Source organism: Burkholderia gladioli (assembly GCF_000959725.1).
Classification (GTDB): domain Bacteria; phylum Pseudomonadota; class Gammaproteobacteria; order Burkholderiales; family Burkholderiaceae; genus Burkholderia; species Burkholderia gladioli.
In genome coordinates this window covers 3,609,700-3,629,197 of record NZ_CP009322.1, presented here as the reverse complement: position 1 = coordinate 3,629,197, position 19,498 = coordinate 3,609,700, and the positions used below count along the sequence as shown (strand labels likewise).

The 19,498-nt window shown below is 69.1% G+C and carries 20 protein-coding genes; 10 read left to right on the top strand and 10 right to left on the bottom strand.

The genetic code is table 11. From position 1 onward, the window contains the following. Positions 1 to 47: 47 nt before the first annotated feature. From sctC to BM43_RS15540, 10 genes are all read right to left on the bottom strand, one after another. Complete coding sequence (gene sctC, locus BM43_RS15585) at positions 48 to 1,853, bottom strand: type III secretion system outer membrane ring subunit SctC (protein WP_036054795.1); 1,806 nt, start codon at positions 1,851 to 1,853, stop codon at positions 48 to 50. A gap of 37 nt (positions 1,854 to 1,890) precedes the next feature. Further along, positions 1,891 to 3,330, bottom strand: a complete 1,440-nt coding sequence (locus BM43_RS15580; protein WP_036033688.1) for a helix-turn-helix transcriptional regulator — start codon at positions 3,328 to 3,330, stop codon at positions 1,891 to 1,893. Between the two features lie 231 nt (positions 3,331 to 3,561). Then, positions 3,562 to 4,446 carry a type III secretion system export apparatus subunit SctT gene (gene sctT, locus BM43_RS15575; protein WP_036054799.1) on the bottom strand — a complete coding sequence of 295 codons (885 nt, stop codon included), beginning with the start codon at positions 4,444 to 4,446 and terminating at the stop codon, positions 3,562 to 3,564. Then, positions 4,443 to 4,955 (bottom strand): type III secretion protein, encoded by a 513-nt coding sequence (locus tag BM43_RS15570; protein ID WP_226285099.1) that lies wholly within the window; start codon positions 4,953 to 4,955, stop codon positions 4,443 to 4,445. The genes sctT and BM43_RS15570 overlap by 4 nt, the downstream gene beginning before the upstream one ends. Positions 4,956 to 4,969: 14 nt before the next feature. Further along, positions 4,970 to 6,322: a type III secretion system ATPase SctN gene (gene sctN, locus BM43_RS15565; RefSeq protein WP_036054803.1), complete on the bottom strand. Its 1,353-nt coding sequence runs from the start codon at positions 6,320 to 6,322 to the stop codon at positions 4,970 to 4,972. Between the two features lie 2 nt (positions 6,323 to 6,324). Continuing rightward, positions 6,325 to 7,215 carry a type III secretion system stator protein SctL gene (gene sctL, locus BM43_RS15560; RefSeq protein WP_230676458.1) on the bottom strand — a complete coding sequence of 297 codons (891 nt, stop codon included), beginning with the start codon at positions 7,213 to 7,215 and terminating at the stop codon, positions 6,325 to 6,327. Positions 7,216 to 7,256: 41 nt separating this feature from the next. Next, positions 7,257 to 8,033, bottom strand: coding sequence for a type III secretion protein HrpB4 (locus BM43_RS15555; protein WP_036054805.1), 777 nt, complete (start codon positions 8,031 to 8,033; stop codon positions 7,257 to 7,259). A 16-nt stretch (positions 8,034 to 8,049) separates the two neighbouring features. Then, positions 8,050 to 8,883 (bottom strand): type III secretion system inner membrane ring lipoprotein SctJ, encoded by an 834-nt coding sequence (gene sctJ, locus BM43_RS15550; RefSeq protein ID WP_025097507.1) that lies wholly within the window; start codon positions 8,881 to 8,883, stop codon positions 8,050 to 8,052. A 47-nt stretch (positions 8,884 to 8,930) separates the two neighbouring features. Further along, on the bottom strand, positions 8,931 to 9,326 hold the full coding sequence (locus BM43_RS15545; RefSeq protein WP_036054806.1) for a type III secretion protein HrpB2: 396 nt from the start codon (positions 9,324 to 9,326) through the stop codon (positions 8,931 to 8,933). A 43-nt stretch (positions 9,327 to 9,369) separates the two neighbouring features. After that, the gene (locus BM43_RS15540) at positions 9,370 to 9,954 is read right to left on the bottom strand and encodes an HrpB1 family type III secretion system apparatus protein (protein WP_013689086.1); all 585 of its coding nucleotides are present in this window, start codon (positions 9,952 to 9,954) and stop codon (positions 9,370 to 9,372) included. A 497-nt stretch (positions 9,955 to 10,451) separates the two neighbouring features. Between BM43_RS15540 and sctU the strand changes: the two genes are divergently transcribed. From sctU to BM43_RS15495, 10 genes are all read left to right on the top strand, one after another. Continuing rightward, on the top strand, positions 10,452 to 11,531 hold the full coding sequence (gene sctU / locus BM43_RS15535) for a type III secretion system export apparatus subunit SctU (RefSeq protein WP_017921746.1): 1,080 nt from the start codon (positions 10,452 to 10,454) through the stop codon (positions 11,529 to 11,531). Positions 11,532 to 11,550: 19 nt separating this feature from the next. Then, entirely contained in the window at positions 11,551 to 13,656 is a 2,106-nt protein-coding gene (sctV, locus tag BM43_RS15530) for a type III secretion system export apparatus subunit SctV (RefSeq protein ID WP_036029544.1), read from the top strand. Continuing rightward, a complete protein-coding gene (gene sctP / locus BM43_RS15525) occupies positions 13,653 to 14,321 on the top strand; it encodes a type III secretion system protein SctP (RefSeq protein WP_036054808.1) in 669 nt (222 codons plus the stop codon). The genes sctV and sctP overlap by 4 nt, the downstream gene beginning before the upstream one ends. A gap of 13 nt (positions 14,322 to 14,334) precedes the next feature. Further along, the gene (gene sctQ / locus BM43_RS15520; RefSeq protein ID WP_052409176.1) at positions 14,335 to 15,771 is read left to right on the top strand and encodes a type III secretion system cytoplasmic ring protein SctQ; all 1,437 of its coding nucleotides are present in this window, start codon (positions 14,335 to 14,337) and stop codon (positions 15,769 to 15,771) included. Next, complete coding sequence (gene sctR, locus BM43_RS15515) at positions 15,755 to 16,405, top strand: type III secretion system export apparatus subunit SctR (protein WP_013689081.1); 651 nt, start codon at positions 15,755 to 15,757, stop codon at positions 16,403 to 16,405. The genes sctQ and sctR overlap by 17 nt, the downstream gene beginning before the upstream one ends. 12 nt (positions 16,406 to 16,417) lie before the next feature. Further along, a complete protein-coding gene (gene sctS, locus BM43_RS15510; RefSeq protein WP_013689080.1) occupies positions 16,418 to 16,681 on the top strand; it encodes a type III secretion system export apparatus subunit SctS in 264 nt (87 codons plus the stop codon). 16 nt (positions 16,682 to 16,697) lie between these two features. Beyond that, a complete protein-coding gene (locus BM43_RS15505) occupies positions 16,698 to 17,573 on the top strand; it encodes a hypothetical protein (protein WP_036054812.1) in 876 nt (291 codons plus the stop codon). Between the two features lie 175 nt (positions 17,574 to 17,748). Continuing rightward, positions 17,749 to 18,192: a tlde1 domain-containing protein gene (locus tag BM43_RS38920; protein ID WP_308729317.1), complete on the top strand. Its 444-nt coding sequence runs from the start codon at positions 17,749 to 17,751 to the stop codon at positions 18,190 to 18,192. Further along, positions 18,189 to 18,524 (top strand): hypothetical protein, encoded by a 336-nt coding sequence (locus tag BM43_RS15500; RefSeq protein WP_036054815.1) that lies wholly within the window; start codon positions 18,189 to 18,191, stop codon positions 18,522 to 18,524. Before BM43_RS38920 ends, BM43_RS15500 begins: the two co-directional genes overlap by 4 nt. A gap of 214 nt (positions 18,525 to 18,738) precedes the next feature. Continuing rightward, positions 18,739 to 19,476: a GntR family transcriptional regulator gene (locus tag BM43_RS15495; protein ID WP_036054817.1), complete on the top strand. Its 738-nt coding sequence runs from the start codon at positions 18,739 to 18,741 to the stop codon at positions 19,474 to 19,476. The last annotated feature ends 22 nt before the right edge of the window (positions 19,477 to 19,498 follow it).

The window sequence follows — 19,498 nt, the reverse complement described above, 5'->3', positions numbered from 1 at the left end:
TCGAATCGGGCCCGGCGGCACGCGCGATGCCGCCGCCGGGCCCCGGCTCAGACGCCCGCGTCGATGATGCGCGGCGTCAGCAGGAACACGCGCTCGCCGTGCGAGTGGTCGTCGCTGTGATACCGGAACAGCGCGCCCAGCAGCGGGATGCGCGACAGGAAGGGCACGCCGGTCACGCCGTTGGTCTGCGTGTCGGTGGTGAAGCCGGCGATCAACAGACTTTCGCCGAGCCCGACGAAGGCCTGCGTGTTGATCTGGCTGGTGGTGATCACCGGAATGTCGTCCACCTTCTGCTGGGTCAGCTGGCCGTCCTCGATATGCACGTTCAGCTTGATGCGCGTCTTGTCCTGGTCGCGCACGATCAGCGGCAGCACCCGCAGCGACACGCCGGTCGAGACGCTGTAGAGATCGGCCGAGGTGTAGCCCGCCACCTTCACGAAGAAGCGCGTGGTGTTGTCCATGGTCGCCTCGACGTTGTCGAGCGTGGCCACCAGCGGCGAGGCGTCGATCTTGGTCTTGTTGGTCGACTGCAGCGCGCTCACGCGGGCCATCAGGTAGCGCCCCGCGCCGCCCACCACGGCCGACAGCGCCGCGCCGCCGGGCGTCGCGTTGACGATGGTGTTGCCCGGCCCGGCCTGCTGCACGGTGCCGAACAGCGGATTCAGTTGGCCGCCGTCGAAGCTGTTCTGCGCCTGCTGCGCATTGCCGGTCTGGAAGTCCACATGGCTGTTGTGGGCGCGCCAGTCGACGCCGATCTGCTGCAGCGTGTCGTCGTCGATCTCGATGATGTGCGCCTGGATCTCGACGATCTGCGGGCGCACGTCGAGCTGACGGATCAGCTCGCCATACTGGCCGACACGATCGGGCGTGTCGCGGATCAGCACCGAGTTGGTGATCGGGTCGGGCTGGATCACCGGCAGGCCGTCGCTGCCGTCGGTCACGGCCACGTCGTTGCCGGAGCCGCCTCCGCCACCACCGCGCCGGCGCGTATAACCGCCGCCACCGCCGCCGTTGTCGTAGGCGCCGCCGAACGCCTGCCCGGCCTGCCCGACCGATTGCGAGCCCATCATCGAGGGCGGCAGCGGCGGGGGCTGCACGCCGCCGCCCCCGCCCATGCCGTTGGACGAGCCCGACACGTCGTTGAGCGACTGCACGCGCTGCATGTTCGGCGTCGAGCTGGGCTGGCCGCCCGTCGAGCCCGACTTCACGCTGTACATGTTGCCGAGGATGGTGGCCACGCCCGGCACGGCGACCTTGTTGCCGTCGACCTGCACTTCGTGGTCGGTGGCCCAGGCGTTCTTCAGCTTGTAGATGCGGATCACCGAGCCGTTGCGATGCCCGGTGCTGGCGTCGAGCCGCTGCGCGATGTCGGCGATCATCTGCACGTATTGCGCGGGGCCGCTGGCCAGCACGGTGCCCGAGGCCGAATCGTAGGTGAGCGGGAAGCGCGGATCGTCCAGGCCGATCTGCTTGAGCGTGGAGCGCAGCTGGCCGATCTCGCTATGGTCGAGCTGCAGCACCTGGCGCGTCACGTCGTTCGAGCTGCTGATCGACAGCACGTTGCCGTCGTAGAACCAGACGAAGCCGAAGGTGGAGGCCAGCGTATCGAGGAAACGCTGCGGCGACAGGTCGAACCGGCCGGTGACGGTGCCCGTCACGTTCTGCGCGATCGAGGCGGCGATCCCCTGGCTGGCCGCGAAATCGCGCAGCACGTCCTTCAGGTCCTTGCCGTCGAGCTGCACGTGCACGATGGCGCTGCGCCAGCGCACGGGGGCCGCGAACGCGGCATCGGACAGGCAGCCCGACAGCGCCGCCGCGACGCACGCGGCGGCAACAAGCTTCTTCGCTCTCATGGATGTCGATTCGGGAAGATAGAAGGGATCGGCCGGCTCAGCGCTCGAGCGTCTCGGACGGCGCTTCGCGGAACTGCTTGCGATAGCCGGTCACCAGCGTGGAGCGGCTCTGCACGCCCCAGCGGCGCGCGGTCTCCAGCACGCGCTGGTCGCCCGCGTCGGCATGGTCGATCAGCGCCTCGCGGATCCGCTCCATGCGCCGGGTGCGGATCAGCTCGCTGGGCGAGAGGCCCAGGCAGCTCTTGAAGGCGCTCTGCAGCGCGCGCTCGGTCACGCCGATCTGGGTGGCGATCTCGCGCACCGAGAGATCGGCGCGGTCGAGGTTGTCGAGCACGTAGCGATAGGCGCGGCGGTACTTGGCCGGCAGGCGTGCGCTGACGTCGTCGGGCGCGGCCTTGGGCTGGCGGTCCAGCGCCGGCGTGCGCACGTGCGAATCCTCGCGCAGGCACTGCATCGCCACCAGCGCGTAGCGGCTGTACCACTGCAGCGATTCCTGGGCGCGGCCCTGGCTTTCGCGCAGCTTGGCTGCGCAGTAGAGATACTCGAGCTGGCGATGGCCGGTATCGGAGCCGCGCACGCCCTGGTGCAACGGCTCGACGATGGTCTGGGCCACATGCGGCGCGTCGCCGACGAAGCTGGCCAGCGCGATCTCCAGGCGCACCGCGCGCTGGTAGTCGGCGAAACCCTGTTCGCGGATGCGCTCCAGGTAGGCGCAGACATTGGCGATCGCGTCGCGCTCGCCGCTGGTGACGTTGCGCAGCTCGCGCAGGTAGGCCACGCGCGCGGCAAGGAGCGGCGCGCGCACGCCGGCGGCGGCCTGCAGCGCCTCGGCGAAACCCACGCGCGGCGCGGGCAGGTAGGCCGCCGGGCTGGCCAGCGCGGCCGAGCGCCAGTAGACATGATCCTGCAGCGCGTTGGCGCAGCGCAGCTCGTGCTGGGCGATCAGGTCGAAGCGCAGCGCGATCACCAGTTCGCGCCAGCGCGCGTTGGTGGGCACCACCTCGTCGAGCGCGTCGAGCGCCTCGCGGGTGCGGCCCAGCTCGTGCAGCGCGCAGGCGATGCCGATGCGTGCCTCGATGCGGCGCGCCGGCGGCGCGTCGGCTTCCTCGGCGGCGCGCGCGAAGCAGGCCAGCGCGGTGCCGATGCGATGCCGGAACAGCGCCTGCCAGGCCGCGTTGCGGCAGGTGGCGACGCGAATCTCGGCCTTCGAGCCGCGCATCCGTCGCTGGGCGCGGCGGTAGGCGTCCTCGGCCTCGGCGTCGAAGCCCAGCACCAGTTGCAGGTCGGCGTGCCACTGCAGGTCGGCCGCGGTGGCGGCAGCCGCGGAATCGTCGAGACGGCGCCCCGACTGCTGCACGGCGGCGGCGAATTCGCCGTCGAGGATCGAATCGACCGCGCGGGCCGCGATGCCGGAGCCGGCATCCTCGTCGGACGCCGCGAGCGCGGAAACCACCGGGAAATAGAGCATCGAAAACATGAAGCGACTCTCCTTGCATTTGCGCAGGGCACCGGGGCGCGGCGCCATGCGAGCAATGTAGTCGTCGGCCTGTTTTCGAACCCTCAGTTTGACTGAGTAATCTTCAGCAATAATTCCGATTTGAGCATTGCGCCCCGCGTGACGCGGCTTCGCGCGAGTCTCACGATTGCTCAGGCGCGAATCGTGCTCACCCGGTGCGATGAATCTCACCAAACATCGCCAGGGCCGACCTCACTTCGCGTCGGGGCCGAAGAGCGGCAAGCCGGGCGGAGAGACGGGATGCGCCACCGGGTTCGCATCGGCCGCGTGCGCGGCGTCGGCCCAGGCGCGGAACTGCGAGGTGAAGGCCGACAGGGTGAGCTGGTCGCGCACCTGGTCGACGAACACGCCCACGAACAGCGCCAGCAGCAGCACCGCGACGGCGCCCTTGACCGGCTGCGAGAGCCCCATCAGCTCGAGCTTGCTGGCCGACTTGGCGGCGAACGCGAAGGCGAAGTCGATCAGCAGCAGGATCATCACGGCCGGCGCGGCGAGCTTGGCGACCTGCTGCATCAGCGTGTCGGTCTCTTTTAGCGCGAAAGCCTCCAGCACGCTGGATACGTCCACGCTGTGGGCCGTCAGCGGCCACCACCGATAGGACTCGTAGAGCGTGCCGAGCAGGAAGCTCATGCCGCCCAGGCTCCAGAACGCCACCGTGGCCACCTGCTGCAGCAGGGTGGCGGTGGGCGTGGCCTGCTCGTTGCGCAGCGGGTTCTGCACCTGGACGCTGTTGTAGCCGGTCAGGTCGTCGATGTAGTAGCCGGCGCATTCGGCCACCCAGAACACCGAGGACGCCGCGAAACCCAGCACCAGCCCGATCATGCCCTCGCGCAGGCCCAGTTCGACCAGCGCCGCGCCGTGCAGCTGCTCGCCGAACGCGAGCGGCTGGCCGTAGGCGACGAAGGTGCTGAACAGGATCACGATCGCGTTGCGCACCGGCCCCTGCAGCACGCCGTCGGCCGAGGGCGGGAAGATCGTCATGATCACGAACAGGCGCACCGAGGACACGCCGATCAGCGTCAGGTAGCCCATCACCAGGTGGGTGATGTCGGGCAGCACGTTCAAGCTCGGGTTCATGCGGCCGCCCCTGCCTTGTCGCGCGCGCGGCGCGCCAGCACGCCGTCCTCGGCCTCGTCGTCGGCCGCGTCGTCCTCGGCGCGCTGGTAGCCGAGCCGCATCTTCGCCACGCGCTGCTCGCAGGCCTCGACGCTGCCGTTGTTGCGTGCGATCGCACGATTGGTATCGACGATCGCCTGCTGCGCCTCCTGCACCGCCTGCCAGGCGGTCTCGACCTGCGCCTCGGCGCCCTGCAGGCGCTCGACGGCGATCCCGCGCACGATCTTCAGCGCCTGGAAATCGTCCACCACGAAGGGCGTGACGCCCGTCATCATGGCCTCGACCTGGTCGTCGATCGACTGCAGCGCGGCGCGCTCCTGCTCGACGCGTTCCAGCGCCGCCGCGTGCTCGGCCTCGCGCTCGGCCAGCGCGCGGCGCAGGCCCACCAGGTGCATGCGCAACTGCTCGTTGTGCTTGCGGCGCCGGTCGCTGGCGCGCGTCAGCGCGATCGCGCGGCGGTCGCGTTTCAAACGCGCCTCGGCGCTCATGCGCCCACCCCGGCGAGTTGATGCAGGTAATTCGTGGTGTCCTCGTAGGGCGCGTAGTCGCTGGTGCGCTGGCACAGGAACTCGCGGATCACATCGGCCTTCTCGATCGCCTCGTCGGCCACCGGGTTCTGGCCCGGCTGGTATTCGCCCACCTGCAACAGCACCTCCACCTCGCGATGCTTGGCCATCAGCTCGCGCACGCGCGAGGCCGCGCGGTTGTGCGTGTCGGGCACCACCAGAGACATCACGCGCGACAGGCTGCCGAGCACGTCGATCGCCGGATACTGGTTGCGCGCGGCGATCTCGCGCGACAGGATCATGTGGCCGTCGAGGATGCCTCGCACTTCCTCGGCCACCGGGTCGCCGCCGGTCTCGTCCTCGGCCAGCACCGTGTAGAGCGCGGTGATCGAGCCGGTCTGGCCCATCCCGGTGCGCTCCAGCAGGCGCGGCAGCTCGGCGAACACCGAGGGCGGGAAACCGCGCCGCGCCGGCGGTTCGCCCGCGGCCAGGCCGATCTCGCGGCCGGCGCGCGCGAAACGCGTCAGCGAATCCATCATCAGCAGCACGCGCAGGCCGCGGTCGCGGAAATATTCGGCGATCGCGGTGGCCGTGTGGGCGGCCTTGGCGCGCTCCATCGAGGAGCGGTCCGAGGTGGCGCAGACCACCACCGAGCGCGCCATGCCCTCGGGGCCCAGGATCAGCTCGATGAATTCGCGCACTTCGCGGCCGCGTTCGCCGATCAGCGCGATCACGTTGATATCGCAGGCCGCGCCGCGCGCGAACATGCCCATCAGGGTCGACTTGCCAACCCCGGCCGGCGCGAAGATGCCCATCCGCTGCCCTTCGCCAAGCGTCATCATGGCGTCCACCACGCGCACGCCGGTGGGCATCGGCGTGTCCACCATGCGCCGCTTCATCGGGTCGGGCGGCTGCACGATCACCGGGCGCCAGTCGTCGCTGTCCAGCGGCGGGCCGCCGTCGATCGGCTCGCCCAGGCCGTCCAGCACGCGGCCGAGCAGCTGGTCGCCGACCTGGATCGACAGCGGCCGGCCCAGGCCGATCACCTGAGTGGCGCGCGAGACGTGCTCGAGCCGCGCGAACGGCGAGAGCAGCGCCACGTCGCGCGTGAAGCCGACCACCTCGGCGCGCTGCAGCAGCACGCCGTCGGGCGAGCGCAGTTCGCAGAGCTCGCCGAGCGTGACGTCCAGGCCCGACACCTTGATCACCGTGCCGACCACCTCCATCACCTTGCCGGTGCGCGCCACCGCCGGCACGGCGAGGATCTCGCGCTCGATCGCGTCGGTCAGGCGCTCGAAGTCGTCGGTGCGCGACAGCCAGGAGACATTCATCGTCATCGGGGCTGGCCTCCCTGGGCGCCGTGGGCGTTCGGGTCATACGGCGCGTCGGCGTATGGCGCGGCCTCGTACTGCGGCTGGGCGGCGTAGGGATCATGGCCGGGCTGGGCGGCGTTCGGGTCGTGGTAGCCGGCGCCTTCGCCCGCCTCGTTGTATTGCGCCTCGCCCGGCTGGCCATAGGGATCGCCCTCGGCCGGCGGTGCCTGCTCGGCGTCCACCAGGGTGCGCTTGAGCGCCCGCGAGACGGCGCCGTGCATGGCGCGCAATTGCGTGTCGAGGCTCGCGTCGACCGCGCCGAAATCGGATTCGCACACGCAGCTGCCCGGCGCGAGCCGCTTGTCGCCCACCACCGACATGGGGATCGGCCGGCCCAGTTCGCGCCAGCGCGTGGCGAGCCGGTCGAACACGTCCTTGGCGCTGTCGAGATCGTCGGGATGCACGGCCACGCGCAGGTAGGTGGCGCCGTCGACGATGCGCTCCACCGAGGCCAGCGCGCGCTCGAACAGGGCCGCGCGGTTCTCGGTCTTGACGATCTGCTCGACGGCCGAGGCCACGATGTCGGCCAGCCGCTCGCGCATGCGCACCTGCAACTGGTTCTGCGCGTGGGCCACGTCGGCGAGCCGGTCCATCCAGTCGCCGAGCGCGCGGTCGTAGCCGTCGCGATAGCCGGCCTGGGCGGCGGCCTCGCGCTCGCGGCGCGCGATGTCGAGGATCGCCTCGGCCTCGGCGCGGCCCGCCTCGACGATATGCGCGGCTTCCTGGTGGGCGGCCTCGATCAGCGCGGCGCGATCGTCGGCCAGCGCGGCATAGGCGTCCTCGAGCGTGACCAGCGAGCCGAACAGCTCGCGCGGCAGCACGTCGCTCGCCGCGCCCAGCCGCGCACGCATCGCTTCCTCGTCGGGTTGGTGCTGCGCGTCGCGCGGACGGCTCAACCAAATAGCCATGCAACCTCCGGCAGCAAATCGGGCATGCGGGCGAACAGGCGGATCGAGCCGGCCGCGTCCAGGCCGCTGGCGGCCGGCAGCGAGGCCGGCGGCGCGAAGGCGCGCGGTAGCGCGAGCCGGGTCAGCGAGGGACGGCGCCGGTCGGCCGGGTTGGCGGAATCGGCCGCCTCGGCCGCGCCCCCGGCGTCGCGCACGAACAGCAGCCAGCCCTCGGCGGCCATCGCGGTGGCGTCGAGCCGCGCCAGCGGCGGCAGCCCGGTCTTCATGGCGAGATGCGCGACGTCGGGCGCGTCGGCCGCGTGGGCGTCCTGCGCGATCGCGTCGGGATGCACGCCGGTCCAGTCGGCCAGGCGCGAGCGCGTCTGCTTGTCGATCAGGCGGCGCACCTCGACGCGGCGGAACGACAGCGAGCGCATGCGCAGCACCGCCAGCGCCTGGCTGACCGGCAGCGCGTCGAGCAGGGCGAGGTTCGGTTTCGGGCCGCCCGGCGCGGGCTGCACGCCGGCGCCGCCGGTGCCGAGCACGGCCGGCGTGGCGAAGGCGCCGAACGGCGGCTCGCGCACCCCGGCGGCGCGCGCCAGGGCCTGCGAGCAGGCGCGCCGCGCCGCCGACGAGGCGCGCGACAGCGCCTCGCGCCAGCCGTTGTCGGGCAGCGCGGACCACGAGGCGTCGGCCCACAGCGCCGCGCTATCGAGGTTGTCGCGATAGCCGTTCAGCGCCGCGGCGACGCGTTGCGGGGGATAGAACTGGGCAGACGCCATGCGTGCGGGCCAGCGTTCAGTTGGCCGGACGCGGCCGCAGCCGAGCCGTCAGCGCGCCGAGCTTGCCGCGCAGGCCGCCGGCGCTGTCGCCAGCCGCCTCGGGCGCGCCGTCGGCGCCATGCGGCAGCTTGCGACGCAGCACCACCAGCAAGGCGGCGGCCACGATCAGCACCACCCCGGCGATGCCGCTGACGATCCACACCAGCGGCGCGCCGTTGCTCGCCGGAGGCAGCGGCTGGCGCGCCAGGTCGGACGGATCGGCCGGCACGGCGGTCACGCTGACCTGGTCGTAGGTGAGGCCCTCGACGCTGTGCATCACCAGCGTCTTGATCTGCGGCACCAGCGCGCCGACGTCGGAATTCGGGCGGTACTTGATGAACACGGCCGCCGAGGACGGCTTGATGGTCTGCGCCAGCGGGTCGTTGTTGGGCAGCACGATCTGCACGCGCGCCACCAGCACGCCGTCGATCTTCGACAGCGTGGACGACAGCTCCTGCGACATGCCGTAGATGAAGCGCACGCGTTCCTCGGTCGGCGTGGATACCAGGCCGTCCTTCTTGAACAGGTCGCCGAGGTTGTCGAAGCGGCTCTTGGGCAGGCCGCGCGAGCGCAGCGCCTCCATGGCGCGCACCATCTGGTCGCCGTCCACCTCGAGCGTCCAGGTCTTGCCGCCGTCGGGCGTTTCCTTGGCGGCGTCGACGCCGTTCTCGAGCAGCGCCACGACCATCTCGTTGACGTCCTGCTCGGACAGGTTTCCGTACAGTTCCTTCTTGCAGCCGGCGAGCAGCGCGCAGAGCGCGAAGGCGCCGACGACGGATGCGCGCCGCCATCCGGACCGGGTCTGTGACATGAGGTAAGTCTCGCGGCGGACCGCGCGGCGCCGTGGAGCGCCGCGTGTCACTGGTTCTTCATCAGCGTTTCGATCGACGACTTCGACGAGTTCACCACGCCCATCTTCGCTTCCATGTCGAGCTGGGTGGCGGCGAGTTCGTAAGTCAGGCGGATCGAGCCGGCATTGAGCTCGTTGAGGTTCATCTCGGGCGCGCGCTGCATGAATTCGGCGGCGTCGGTGACGCTGCGCTGCAGCTCGGCATCCTGCGCCGCCACCAGCTTCGAGGCGACTTCCATCGACGGGCTCTCGGCCGCATGCGGCGGCGCCATCGAGGGTTTCTCCATCATCGCCTTGAACTTGTCGGCGGCCGCGGGCGAGGTGCCGCCGCCCGCCGCTGTTTCCGGCTTGGACAAGGCTTCGAGTGAGGCGCGCAGCGCCGCGGAATGGTCGATCGCAGTCATCGTCGGGCTCCTCGTCGTGCTTCGTCGAGCGGGCGAACGACGTTCACGCGCGCAGCGCGACGCCGAACGGCAGGGATTCGAGGCCGGCGACCGGCGGCACCGGTGCCGTGGGGCCATCGGGCTTGTCGCCGCGGTTCGCCAGTTCCTCGTTCAGTTCCTCGATCGAGGCCGGCGGCACGAAGGCGCCGCCGTTGCGGCTCGCGTTCACCGCGCCGACCAGTTCCTCGCGCGCATGCAGGGCCTTCACCAGGGCCAGCGTGTCGCGCGTCGGGTTGTTCTCCAGCACTTCGTTGGCGATCAGCTTCCAGTCGCCGTCGCCCTTGGTGGCCAGGCAGAAGGCCAGCAGCGCCTTGGCGTAGGCGAAGCGCGGCGCGCTCTCGCTGACCTCGCGCAGCACCAGGATCGCGTCGTCCCAATGGTTGCGGACCATATGCAGGATGCCGTCCAGCATCTGGATCTCGGGCACCTTGGGACGCAGCACGCGCAGCGCGTCGAGCATCAGCTCGATGTCGTAGGGATCCACCGACACCTTCGGGAAGGTCTGCAGCAGCGCATCGGAGGCCGTCTCGATCAGTCCTCCGACGATCTCCGGGCGGCAGTTCAGGTAATCGGGTGTGGCGTTGGTCATCGCGCATTCTCCTGGCGGATATCTTCGCGCCACGCTCGGGGTCGATCGGACGCACGACGGAACCTTAGCAACCGGCCGGGGGCCGCGAGATCGGCGATGCGAAGCCAGCGCGCCGAAAGCGAAGGCGCGCGAACGCGGCTCGGCCCCTCCCTCCGCCGCGAGCCACGCAGCCGGGGCGCGGCTCGCGCCAGGGCTCGCCCGAGCGCCGGCCGGCCGGCCGAAAACCTTGTCCCGCGCAGGATTCCAGGTGCCGACCAGGGCCGCGGCCGGCGTTTCCCGGGGCCCCATCGCTGCGCATCCGCCTTGCCCGCCTCCCCAACTTCGCATGCGCAGCGCCCGATTCGCGTCGGACAGAAAGCGCGGAGCGGTGCACGGCTATCTTCGTCCGACCGGCCCGCTGCGCGCTCCCGCGCCGGGCCTGCCCGCCAACCCCTGCCCGCCCTCCCCGGCGAGCGCCTGCGTGAGCACCCCACTCCGGACCACGCGACGAGCGAGCGATGAGCGACGAAAAAACCGAAGAGCCCACCGACAAGAAACTGCGCGACGCCCGCAAGGACGGCCAGGTGTCGAAGAGCTCGGACCTGGCGGACGCGATCTCGATGACGGTGGCGATCGGCTTCGTGATGGCCGCCGGTGCCCACCTGCGCGACTCGATGCGCCAACTGGTGGTGAGCGCACTCGACTTCGTCACCACCGAGCACAGCATTCCCGACATGTTCGACCGGCTCTACCGCTTCGGCGGCATCGCGCTGCTGGCGGTGGTGCCGCTCGCGCTGGCCGCCGCGATGGCCGGGCTGATGGGCTCGGCGATGCAGGTCGGCCTGCAGATCGCCTTGAAGCCGGTGATGCCCAACCTCAATTCGCTGAACCCCGGCGAGGGCCTCAAGAAGATCTTCTCGATCAAGACCGTGATCGAGACCGCCAAGATGATCGTCAAGGCGGCGCTGATCTTCGCCGTGATGTGGGTGGTGATCCGCGGCCTGTTCCCGCTGGTGTCGGGCTCGATCTACCAACCGCTGGCGGAGCTCTCGGCGATGTACTGGGGGATCCTGGTCAAGCTGATGATGATCGCCGCGGTGATCTTCATCGTGGTGGGCGCGGGCGACGTCAAGCTGCAGAAGATGCTGTTCATGAAGCAGATGAAGATGTCGAAGGACGAGGTCAAGCGCGAGCACAAGAACGACGAGGGAGACCCGATGATCAAGGGCGAGCGCAAGCGCATCGCGCGCGAGATGGCCAATTCCCCGCCGCCGCGCATGGCGCGCGCCAACGTGGTGGTGGTGAACCCCACCCACTACGCGGTGGCGCTGCGCTACGCGCCCGACGAGCATCCGCTGCCGGTGGTGATCGCCAAGGGCATGGACGAGGCCGCCGCCGCGATCCGGCGCGCCGCCGCCGAGGCCGAGGTGCCGATCGTCGGCAACCCGCCGGTGGCGCGCGCGCTCTACAAGGTCGGCGTCGACGAGCCGATTCCCGAGGTGCTGTTCGAGACCATCGCCGCGATCCTGCGCTGGGTGGACTCGATCGGCGCGAGCCGCGAGGCGCAACAGCAGCACCAGGCGCAGCAGATCCACTGAGCGCCGACCCGGAGCCACGATGCTGAAGTCCATGAAACTCCCCGCCGGCGGCGAAATCGGGATCGTCGCGCTGGTGGTGGCGATCATCTCGCTGATGATCCTGCCGCTGCCGCCGCTGATGATCGACGGGCTGCTGGCCCTGAACATCACCATCAGCGTGACGCTGCTGATGATCACCATGTACGTGCCGGACATCTCGGCGCTGTCGGCCTTCCCCTCGCTGCTGCTGTTCACCACGCTGTTCCGGCTCTCGCTGAACATCGCCTCCACCAAGTCGATCCTGCTGCACGCCGAGGCCGGCACCATCATCGAGAGCTTCGGCAAGCTGGTGGTGGGCGGCAACCTGGTGGTGGGCCTGGTGGTGTTCGCGATCATCACCACGGTGCAGTTCATCGTGATCGCCAAGGGCTCGGAACGGGTGGCCGAGGTGGGCGCGCGCTTCACGCTGGACGCGCTGCCCGGCAAGCAGATGAGCATCGACGCCGACCTGCGCGCCAACCTGCTCACGCCCGAGGAAGCCAAGCGCAAGCGCGCCACGCTGGCGGTGGAGAGCCAGCTGCACGGCGGCATGGACGGCGCGATGAAGTTCGTGAAGGGCGATGCGATCGCCGGCCTGATCATCACGCTGATCAACATCCTGGCCGGCATCGCGGTGGGCGTGGCCTACCACGGCATGTCGGCCGGCGACGCGGCCAACCGCTTCTCGGTGCTGTCGGTGGGTGACGCGATGGTCTCGCAGATCCCCTCGCTGCTGCTGTCGGTGGCCGCCGGCGTGATGATCACGCGGGTGGCCGACGAGCGCCAGGCCAAGCAGCGCTCGCTGGGCGACGAGATCGGCCACCAGCTCGGCTCCAGCAGCCGCGCGCTGTTCTTCGCCGCGGTGCTGCTGCTGGGCTTCGCGATCGTGCCGGGCTTCCCCTCGCTGCTGTTCGTGCTGCTCGCCGGCCTGCTGTCCTTCGCCGGCTACAAGCTGGCGAAGAAGCCCGCGTCCTCGCGCGACAGCGAGCACGGCGGCGCCGAGACGCTGGCCTCGATGCAGCGCTCGGGCGCCAAGACGGAAGTGCCGCCGATCCTGCCGCGCGCGCCGCAGTTCGCCTGCGCGGTGGGCGTGCGCATCGCCCCGGACCTGGCCGCGCGGCTCTCGCTGCCGACCCTCGACATCGCCTTCGAGACCGAGCGCGCGGCCCTGCAGGAGATGCTCGGCCTGCCCTTCCCCGGCATCACGATGTGGATCCACGCGCCGCTGCCGGCCAACAGCTTCGAGATCCTGGTGCACGACGTGCCCCACCTCACCGTGACGCTGCCGGCGGGCAAGGTGCTGATTCCCGATCCCGCCCTGCTCGCGCCCGAGGTGGCCGCGGCCGCCGCCGAGAAGCTGCAGTCGGTGGCCGAGCGCACCGAGGCCGGCCCGGCGATCGTGGCCGACGGCACGCCCACGCGCTGGCTCGACGACAAGACCATCCCGCCCAAGATGCCGGTGTGGCGCGCCGAGCAGATCATCCCGCATGCCTGCGTGGCGGCGATGCGCCGTCACGCCACGCTGTTCCTCGGCATCCAGGAGGTGCAGTGGATCCTCGACCAGCTCGGCCACGACGCGCCGGGGCTGGTGGCGGAAGTGCAGAAGGTGCTGCCGCCGCAGCGGATCGCCGACGTGCTGCGCCGGCTGCTGGAGGAGCAGGTCTCGATCCGCAACGTGCGCACCATCATGGAGAGCCTGATCGCCTGGGGCGCCAAGGAAAAGGACATGCTGATGCTGACCGAGTACGTGCGCGGCGACCTCTCGCGCTTCCTCGCGCATCGCGCCGCCAAGGGCGAGCGCACGCTCTCGGCGGTGCTGTTCGACATGCAGGCCGAGCAGCATATCCGCGCCGCCATCAAGCAGACGCCCACCGGCAACTTCCTGGCGCTGCCGCCCAACGACGCCGCGTTCCTGATCGACCGCATCCAGTCCTTCGTGGGCGCGGCGCCCCGCGAGGGCGTGGTGCTGGTGACCTCGATGGATATCCGCCGCTACGTGCGGCGCATGATCGAGGCGCGGCTGGGCTGGCTGGCGGTGTACTCGTACCAGGAGCTCGGCGAGCACGTCGAACTCAAACCCGTGGGCCGCGTGACGCTGACCGCATGACCACCATCGACTCGCGCAATGCGCGCATCATCCCCGGCGCCGCGCCCGCCGAGCCGAACCGGCCGCGCGAGCGCCGCTTCGACTATGCCTCGCTGGCCTCGCGCCGCGCCCCGCACCGGCTGCCCGCGCGCGAGCAGCCGCAATCGGGCGACGGCGGGCAGGACAGCCCCGAGGATGCGGCGCCGCAGGCCGAGATCGCGCTGTACTTCGATCCGCGCTACGCACCGGGCACCGGCGAGGAGGCGCTGCCCGAGCCGGCCGCGGCCCCGCCGCTAGCGGCGGGCGCGGCGGCCGAGGATCTCGATACCTTGTCGGCCCGCGTGGAGCGCGCCGCCGTGCCGGTGGTGTCGGCCGTCTACATGCAGCAGCAGCAGTACCTGCAGGTGCTGGGCGTGCTGACGCGCGAGATCGCCGCCTTCTGTGGCGATCCTGCGATCGCAAATGCCGGCAACTGGGAGGCGCAGATGACGCTGGATCCCGCGCTGCTGCCGCATACCAGGCTGTCTCTGTCGCTTTCGCGTTTCAGTCTCCTGCTTCGGTTCGATGCGCAGGACCCGGTCGCCCGGGACTTACTCTTGACGCACAGCACGATGCTCCAGCGCGAACTCGCCGATACGCTGCGCGCCTGGGGCGAAGTCCGCGACATCGAACTCACCGTCTGGTAACCCTTTCCCCCGCATGGCCGACATCCTTCTCAGCGCGACGGACAGCGACGACGACGCGAGCGATCCTTCCGCTCGCGTGGCGGGCGCGCCCGTGCCCGGCGCGTTCGGGACGGCGGGGGCGCAGGTCGAGCCCTCGTGGCAGCGGCAACAGCCCGGTGATCAAGCGGCGAGCGGCGGAGCGCCTGCCGAGGTCGATGCCGTGCCTCCCGCCGCGCCGATCGCGCGCGCCGTGCCGCGCCGCATCGACACCAGCCTCGCGCGCCTCTCGCAGACCGTGCACGACACGCGCCTGGGCCCCGCCGTGCAGGCCGCCACCGGCGCCGCGCTGCTGCGCGCCGAGCCGCTGGCCGGCTTGCCCGCGCGAAGCGGCGCGCGCGATCCGGCCGTGATCGAGTTGTCGGTGGCCGCGCCCGGCGGCGCGCCGCGGCCGGTGTTCGTCGAACTCGATCTCGATGCGCATCCTGCGCTGGCGATCGTCGCCTGGCCCGATCGCGCGGCTTCGTCCCTTTCCCCCGGCGCGCCGGCCATGCTCGCGCCCGGCGGCGCCGAGCTGGCGCTGCGCCAGGCCGTGGCCGGCGTGCTGCTCGATCCGCTGGCTGGCGCGCTGGCCCAGCTCGGCTTCGACGCACCGCGCATCGTCTCGGTGACGCGCCGGCCGCTGGCCGACTGCGTGGCCGACGCGCGGCGCGAGCCGCGCCCCGATGCTCGACACGACCCACGACACGACCCACGAGCCGACGCGCGTTTCGACGTGCCGCCCGTGGCGCTGTCGGTCGCCTTCGGCGACACCCGCATCGATTGCACCGTGGCCCTCGGCACCGCCGTGCTCGCGACGCTCGACGCGCTGATCGCGCGCACGGCGAGCGAGCCCTGGCGCACGGCGTTCCCCGCGCTGACCCTACCGGGCAGCGCGATCGTCGGCACGCGAAGCTACGCGGTCGACACGCTCGCCGCGCTCGAACCCGGAGACGTGCTGCTGCGCTGCCTGTTCCCGACCTTCGACGCCGCCGCGTTGCAAGGCGCCGCGCCCGATGGCGCCGCGCCGCGCGTGGTGGCCGCCTGGGGCGCCCGCGGCCATGCGCGCGTGCATGCCGGCGCGGCGCTCGACGGCCGGTCGCTTACCCTTACTCAGGAGTGGTACATGTCCGACGAACTCGATTCGACACGCGCCGATATCGGCCTGGCGACGGATCGCCCCGACGAACCGATCGTGGTCGGCGCCATCGAGCTGCCCGTGCAGTTCGAGATCGATACCGTCGCGCTGCCGCTCGACCAGCTTTCCGCGCTCGGGCCGGGTTACGTCGTCGAGCTGCCGGTGCCCGCCGCCGACGCGCAGCTGCGCCTGGTGGTGCACGGCCAGACGGTTGGTTTCGGCGAGCTCGTGACGGTGGGCGAGCATCTCGGGGTCCGCATCATTCGCATGGCGCATCGGCATGGTTCAATTCAGTGACATTACCGGGCTGCTGCTGGTCGTCATCGCGATCAGCCTGCTGCCCTTCGTGGCGATGGTGGTCACCTCCTACGCGAAGATCGTGGTGGTGCTGGGCCTGCTGCGCAACGCGCTGGGCGTGCAGCAGGTGCCGCCCAACATGGTGCTGAACGGCATCGCGATCCTGGTGTCGATCTACGTGATGGCGCCGATCGGGATGCAGGCCTCGAAGGCACTGGAAGGGCAGCAGCTCGCCTCGCAGCCGTCGCAGGCCTTGATACAGGCGTTCGGCGCGGCGAAGGAGCCGTTCCGGGCGTTTCTCGTGAAGCACACGGCGGAGCGGGAGAAGCGCTTCTTCCTGCGCTCGGCGGCGGTGGTCTGGCCGAAGGAGCAGGCGCAGCAGTTGAGCGAGAACGACCTGATCGTGCTGGCGCCCTCGTTCACGCTCTCCGAGCTGACCGATGCGTTCAAGATCGGCTTCCTGCTGTATATCGCCTTCATCGTGGTCGACCTGATCATCGCCAACGTGCTGCTCGCGCTGGGCCTGAACCAGGTGACGCCGACCAACGTCGCGATTCCGTTCAAGCTGCTGTTGTTCGTGGTGATGGACGGCTGGTCGACGCTGATCCACGGTCTCGTGATGACCTACAAGTAAGGAGTCTCGGACATGGATGTCGATTCGCTGATCCGGTTTACCACGCAGGGCATGCTGTTGTGTCTCACGGTTTCGCTGCCGCCGGTGATCGTGGCGGCCGTGGTCGGGCTGGGGGTGTCGTTCGTGCAGGCGATCACGTCGCTGCAGGACCAGACCTTGCCGCAGGTGATCAAGCTGATCGCGGTGACCATCACCATCATCGTGGCGGCGCCGGTTTGTTGTGCGGCGGTGCTGCATTTCGCCAACCAGATGATGCGCACGGCCGTGCCGCTTTGATCGGGAGACGTGTTTCATGGCTTTGAATCGAACTCCCACCATTCGCTCGCAGACCACGGCGGCGGCGGATCAGCTGCGTCGCGCGGGGGATGCGCAGCAGAATGCGTCGGCCAAGGAAGGAGCCAGGCAGGCGCAGCGGGCGACCACCTATAACGGCACCTTGTTCACCAATACCAACCAGGCGCAGAACAACAACCAGGGTTCGAGGAAGTTCGCCAGCTTGCAGCGCAACAAGCGGCGGGCGAATGATCGGGCGCGGCGGAATGCGGCGCGGGGGGCTGGCGGCGGCGACGAGGTCAAGAACAACGACATGGATGCGCTGAACGGCGGCCGTGGCGGCGGTGGCGGCGGCCGTGGAAGGGAGCAGGAACAGCAGGACGATACGCAGATCGAGGCGATGGGTGGCAAGGCTGGCGCCGATGCTCAAGCGAGCGGCGGCGCGCGGCCGGCTTCGGCGCAGGCGGCGCCCACCAGCCATCTGGATGCGATTGCGGCGAAGTTCGAGACCGGGCATGAAATGCAGCGCGCGGAAGCGGTGCGCAATGCCTGGCATGAGTCGATTCGGCAGTTGTTCGAGACGGCGGGAAATAGCGAGGCTGGGCCCTGGAATGCGAGGTTGAGTGCGCTGATCGTCAATCTGCTGCAGATCGAGATGAAGATCGGGTCGGTTGGCGCGGGGGGGATTTCGGCGTTGAAGGACTTGGCTCAGCATGCCGGGAAAGGGATGGGGAGTGAGTCGTTTCACCATATCCTGCCGTTGGCCATGCTCAGGGCTTCTTATCAGGCCGGGAAGGCTCGGCGCGAACGTGGCGGGGCGATTCAGCAGAGCGTTGGCGCGGGGATTGTGGCTCGGTCGAGGAAGAAGGCTTCGGGCGGGGATGGGGAGAAGTAAGTAGGTGGTAGTGCTTGAGGGGCGCCGTTGCCGGGGGGTGATATGCCGCCTGGCTTGGCGCCCCTTTTCAGTTGGATCGGCGTGGTGACCAGCGGGCTCATCGTACTGGCCAGTCCAGCTGATAGGCCGTCACTGGTCTCCTCGACCACCATGCGCTCATGGTTGATGTAACGCAGTGCCTTGGGCGCCAGAAGAGTCGCGGCCCCTCCTCCCAGTGATATCGTCCGGCAAAAATAACAATCTCGAGAGAAAACATGCTTGGACATATAGTCAGAGCACCGGCCAGATTTCACGTAACGGTACGCAGGTCGGAGTCGGTTATTCCGGTAGGGGTGCTGGTAAAAACAACCATGCAATGCAGAATGTCCGTAGCATTGGCCCCATTCCTGTTGGCACATACGCGATTGGCGCACCCTTCCATCATCCGCATGCGGGTAACTACACCATGCGGCTCACGCCCCAAGTGGGCACCGATACCTTGGGTAGAACCGGCATGCTCATCCACGGCGACAGCATACAGAACCCTGGCCAGGCATCTAGCGGCTGCATCGTCCAGAATCAACAAATTCGTCGTCGCATCTGGACTAGTGGAGATCGCACCTTGCAGGTAATCCCATGAAAACCCTTCTTCTCATCGCCGCGTGGATTCCGGCTGTCGCCTTGGCGGCTCCGCCGAGATGCGAGAGTTGGCCGATCAACATGGGATTGGTACATCTAAAAAACGCCGGGATTACAGACCCGGCCAAGCTCGACGAGTCCAGGGCCAAGGCCAAACTGATCGCATCGGAAAAGGTCGGCAAGGATTTGTACCGACAGGTTTACGACATCACGTATCGGGAACGCACCGGTAATACGATCGAAATCATCACATCCAGCGAAGCCTCGTCTGAAGAGTGCTCGATGAGCGGTGTCGACGTCTACGTCGTCTCCAGGAAGATCATCGGGCAGTAGCCGCAATTCATCCGGGAGCGTTCACCTCTCCCGGATGCGATCTCCCCCACCTCACGATCCGCCCCACTCGGCGCCAATAGCCGAAGCTCGGTGACTCGCCCAGCCAGGCTGAACGACATCCATCCGCCCCGTTCTCGGCTATCGGCGCCTTGCCCATCTCCCCATTAGGGCAGATATATAATCAGCCACCAATTCAAGCACTTAAGAGCAGTCCATGGACCCACGCTGGCAGGAGTTGACGCCCGACGAACAGAGCGACACCCCGCTCTATCTCCAGTTGGCATCGCGAATCGAAGCCGCCATTCACGCCGGCAACTGGTCCGCGGGGGAAGCACTGCCGTCCGAACGCAGCTTGTCCGAATACGTCGGCGTATCGCGCATCACCGCGCGCAAGGCCATCGCGGTGCTGGCCGAACAGGGTTTGATCCGGCGCGTTCGCGGCTCGGGCAGTTTCATCACGCCGCGTGCCAGCGGCCCGCTTTCTCGTGTGATCGGCTGGAGCGAAATGCTGGAGCAGCGTGGTTTCAAGCCGGAATCCGTCTGGCTGGATCGAGTCCTGCGCGTGGCGAATCGCGATGAATCCATGCGACTAGGCTTGATGCCCGGTGCGTCTGTCGCTTGCTTGCGCAGACTGCGGCGCGCGGATGGCGCCGTGATGGCACTGGAGCAGTCGGCGCTGCCCGTCGCGATCGTCCCGGACCCGTTGGCGATCGACAACTCGCTCTATCGCTATCTGGATGCTCGCGGGCAAACGGTGGTCTGTACCTCGCAGCATTTCCGCGCGGTGAACGCGGACGAAGAAGTCGCCAGCTTGATGGGCGTTGCGCCGCAAACCGCGTTGTTGGTGATCACGCGAATCGGATACTCGGCGGACCAGCGCGCGATCGAACTGACCGATACTTATTGTCGGGAGGATTACTACGACTTTGTGGCGGATCTCAAGGAGGTCTGATTCAGAATCGGCGATTCATTGC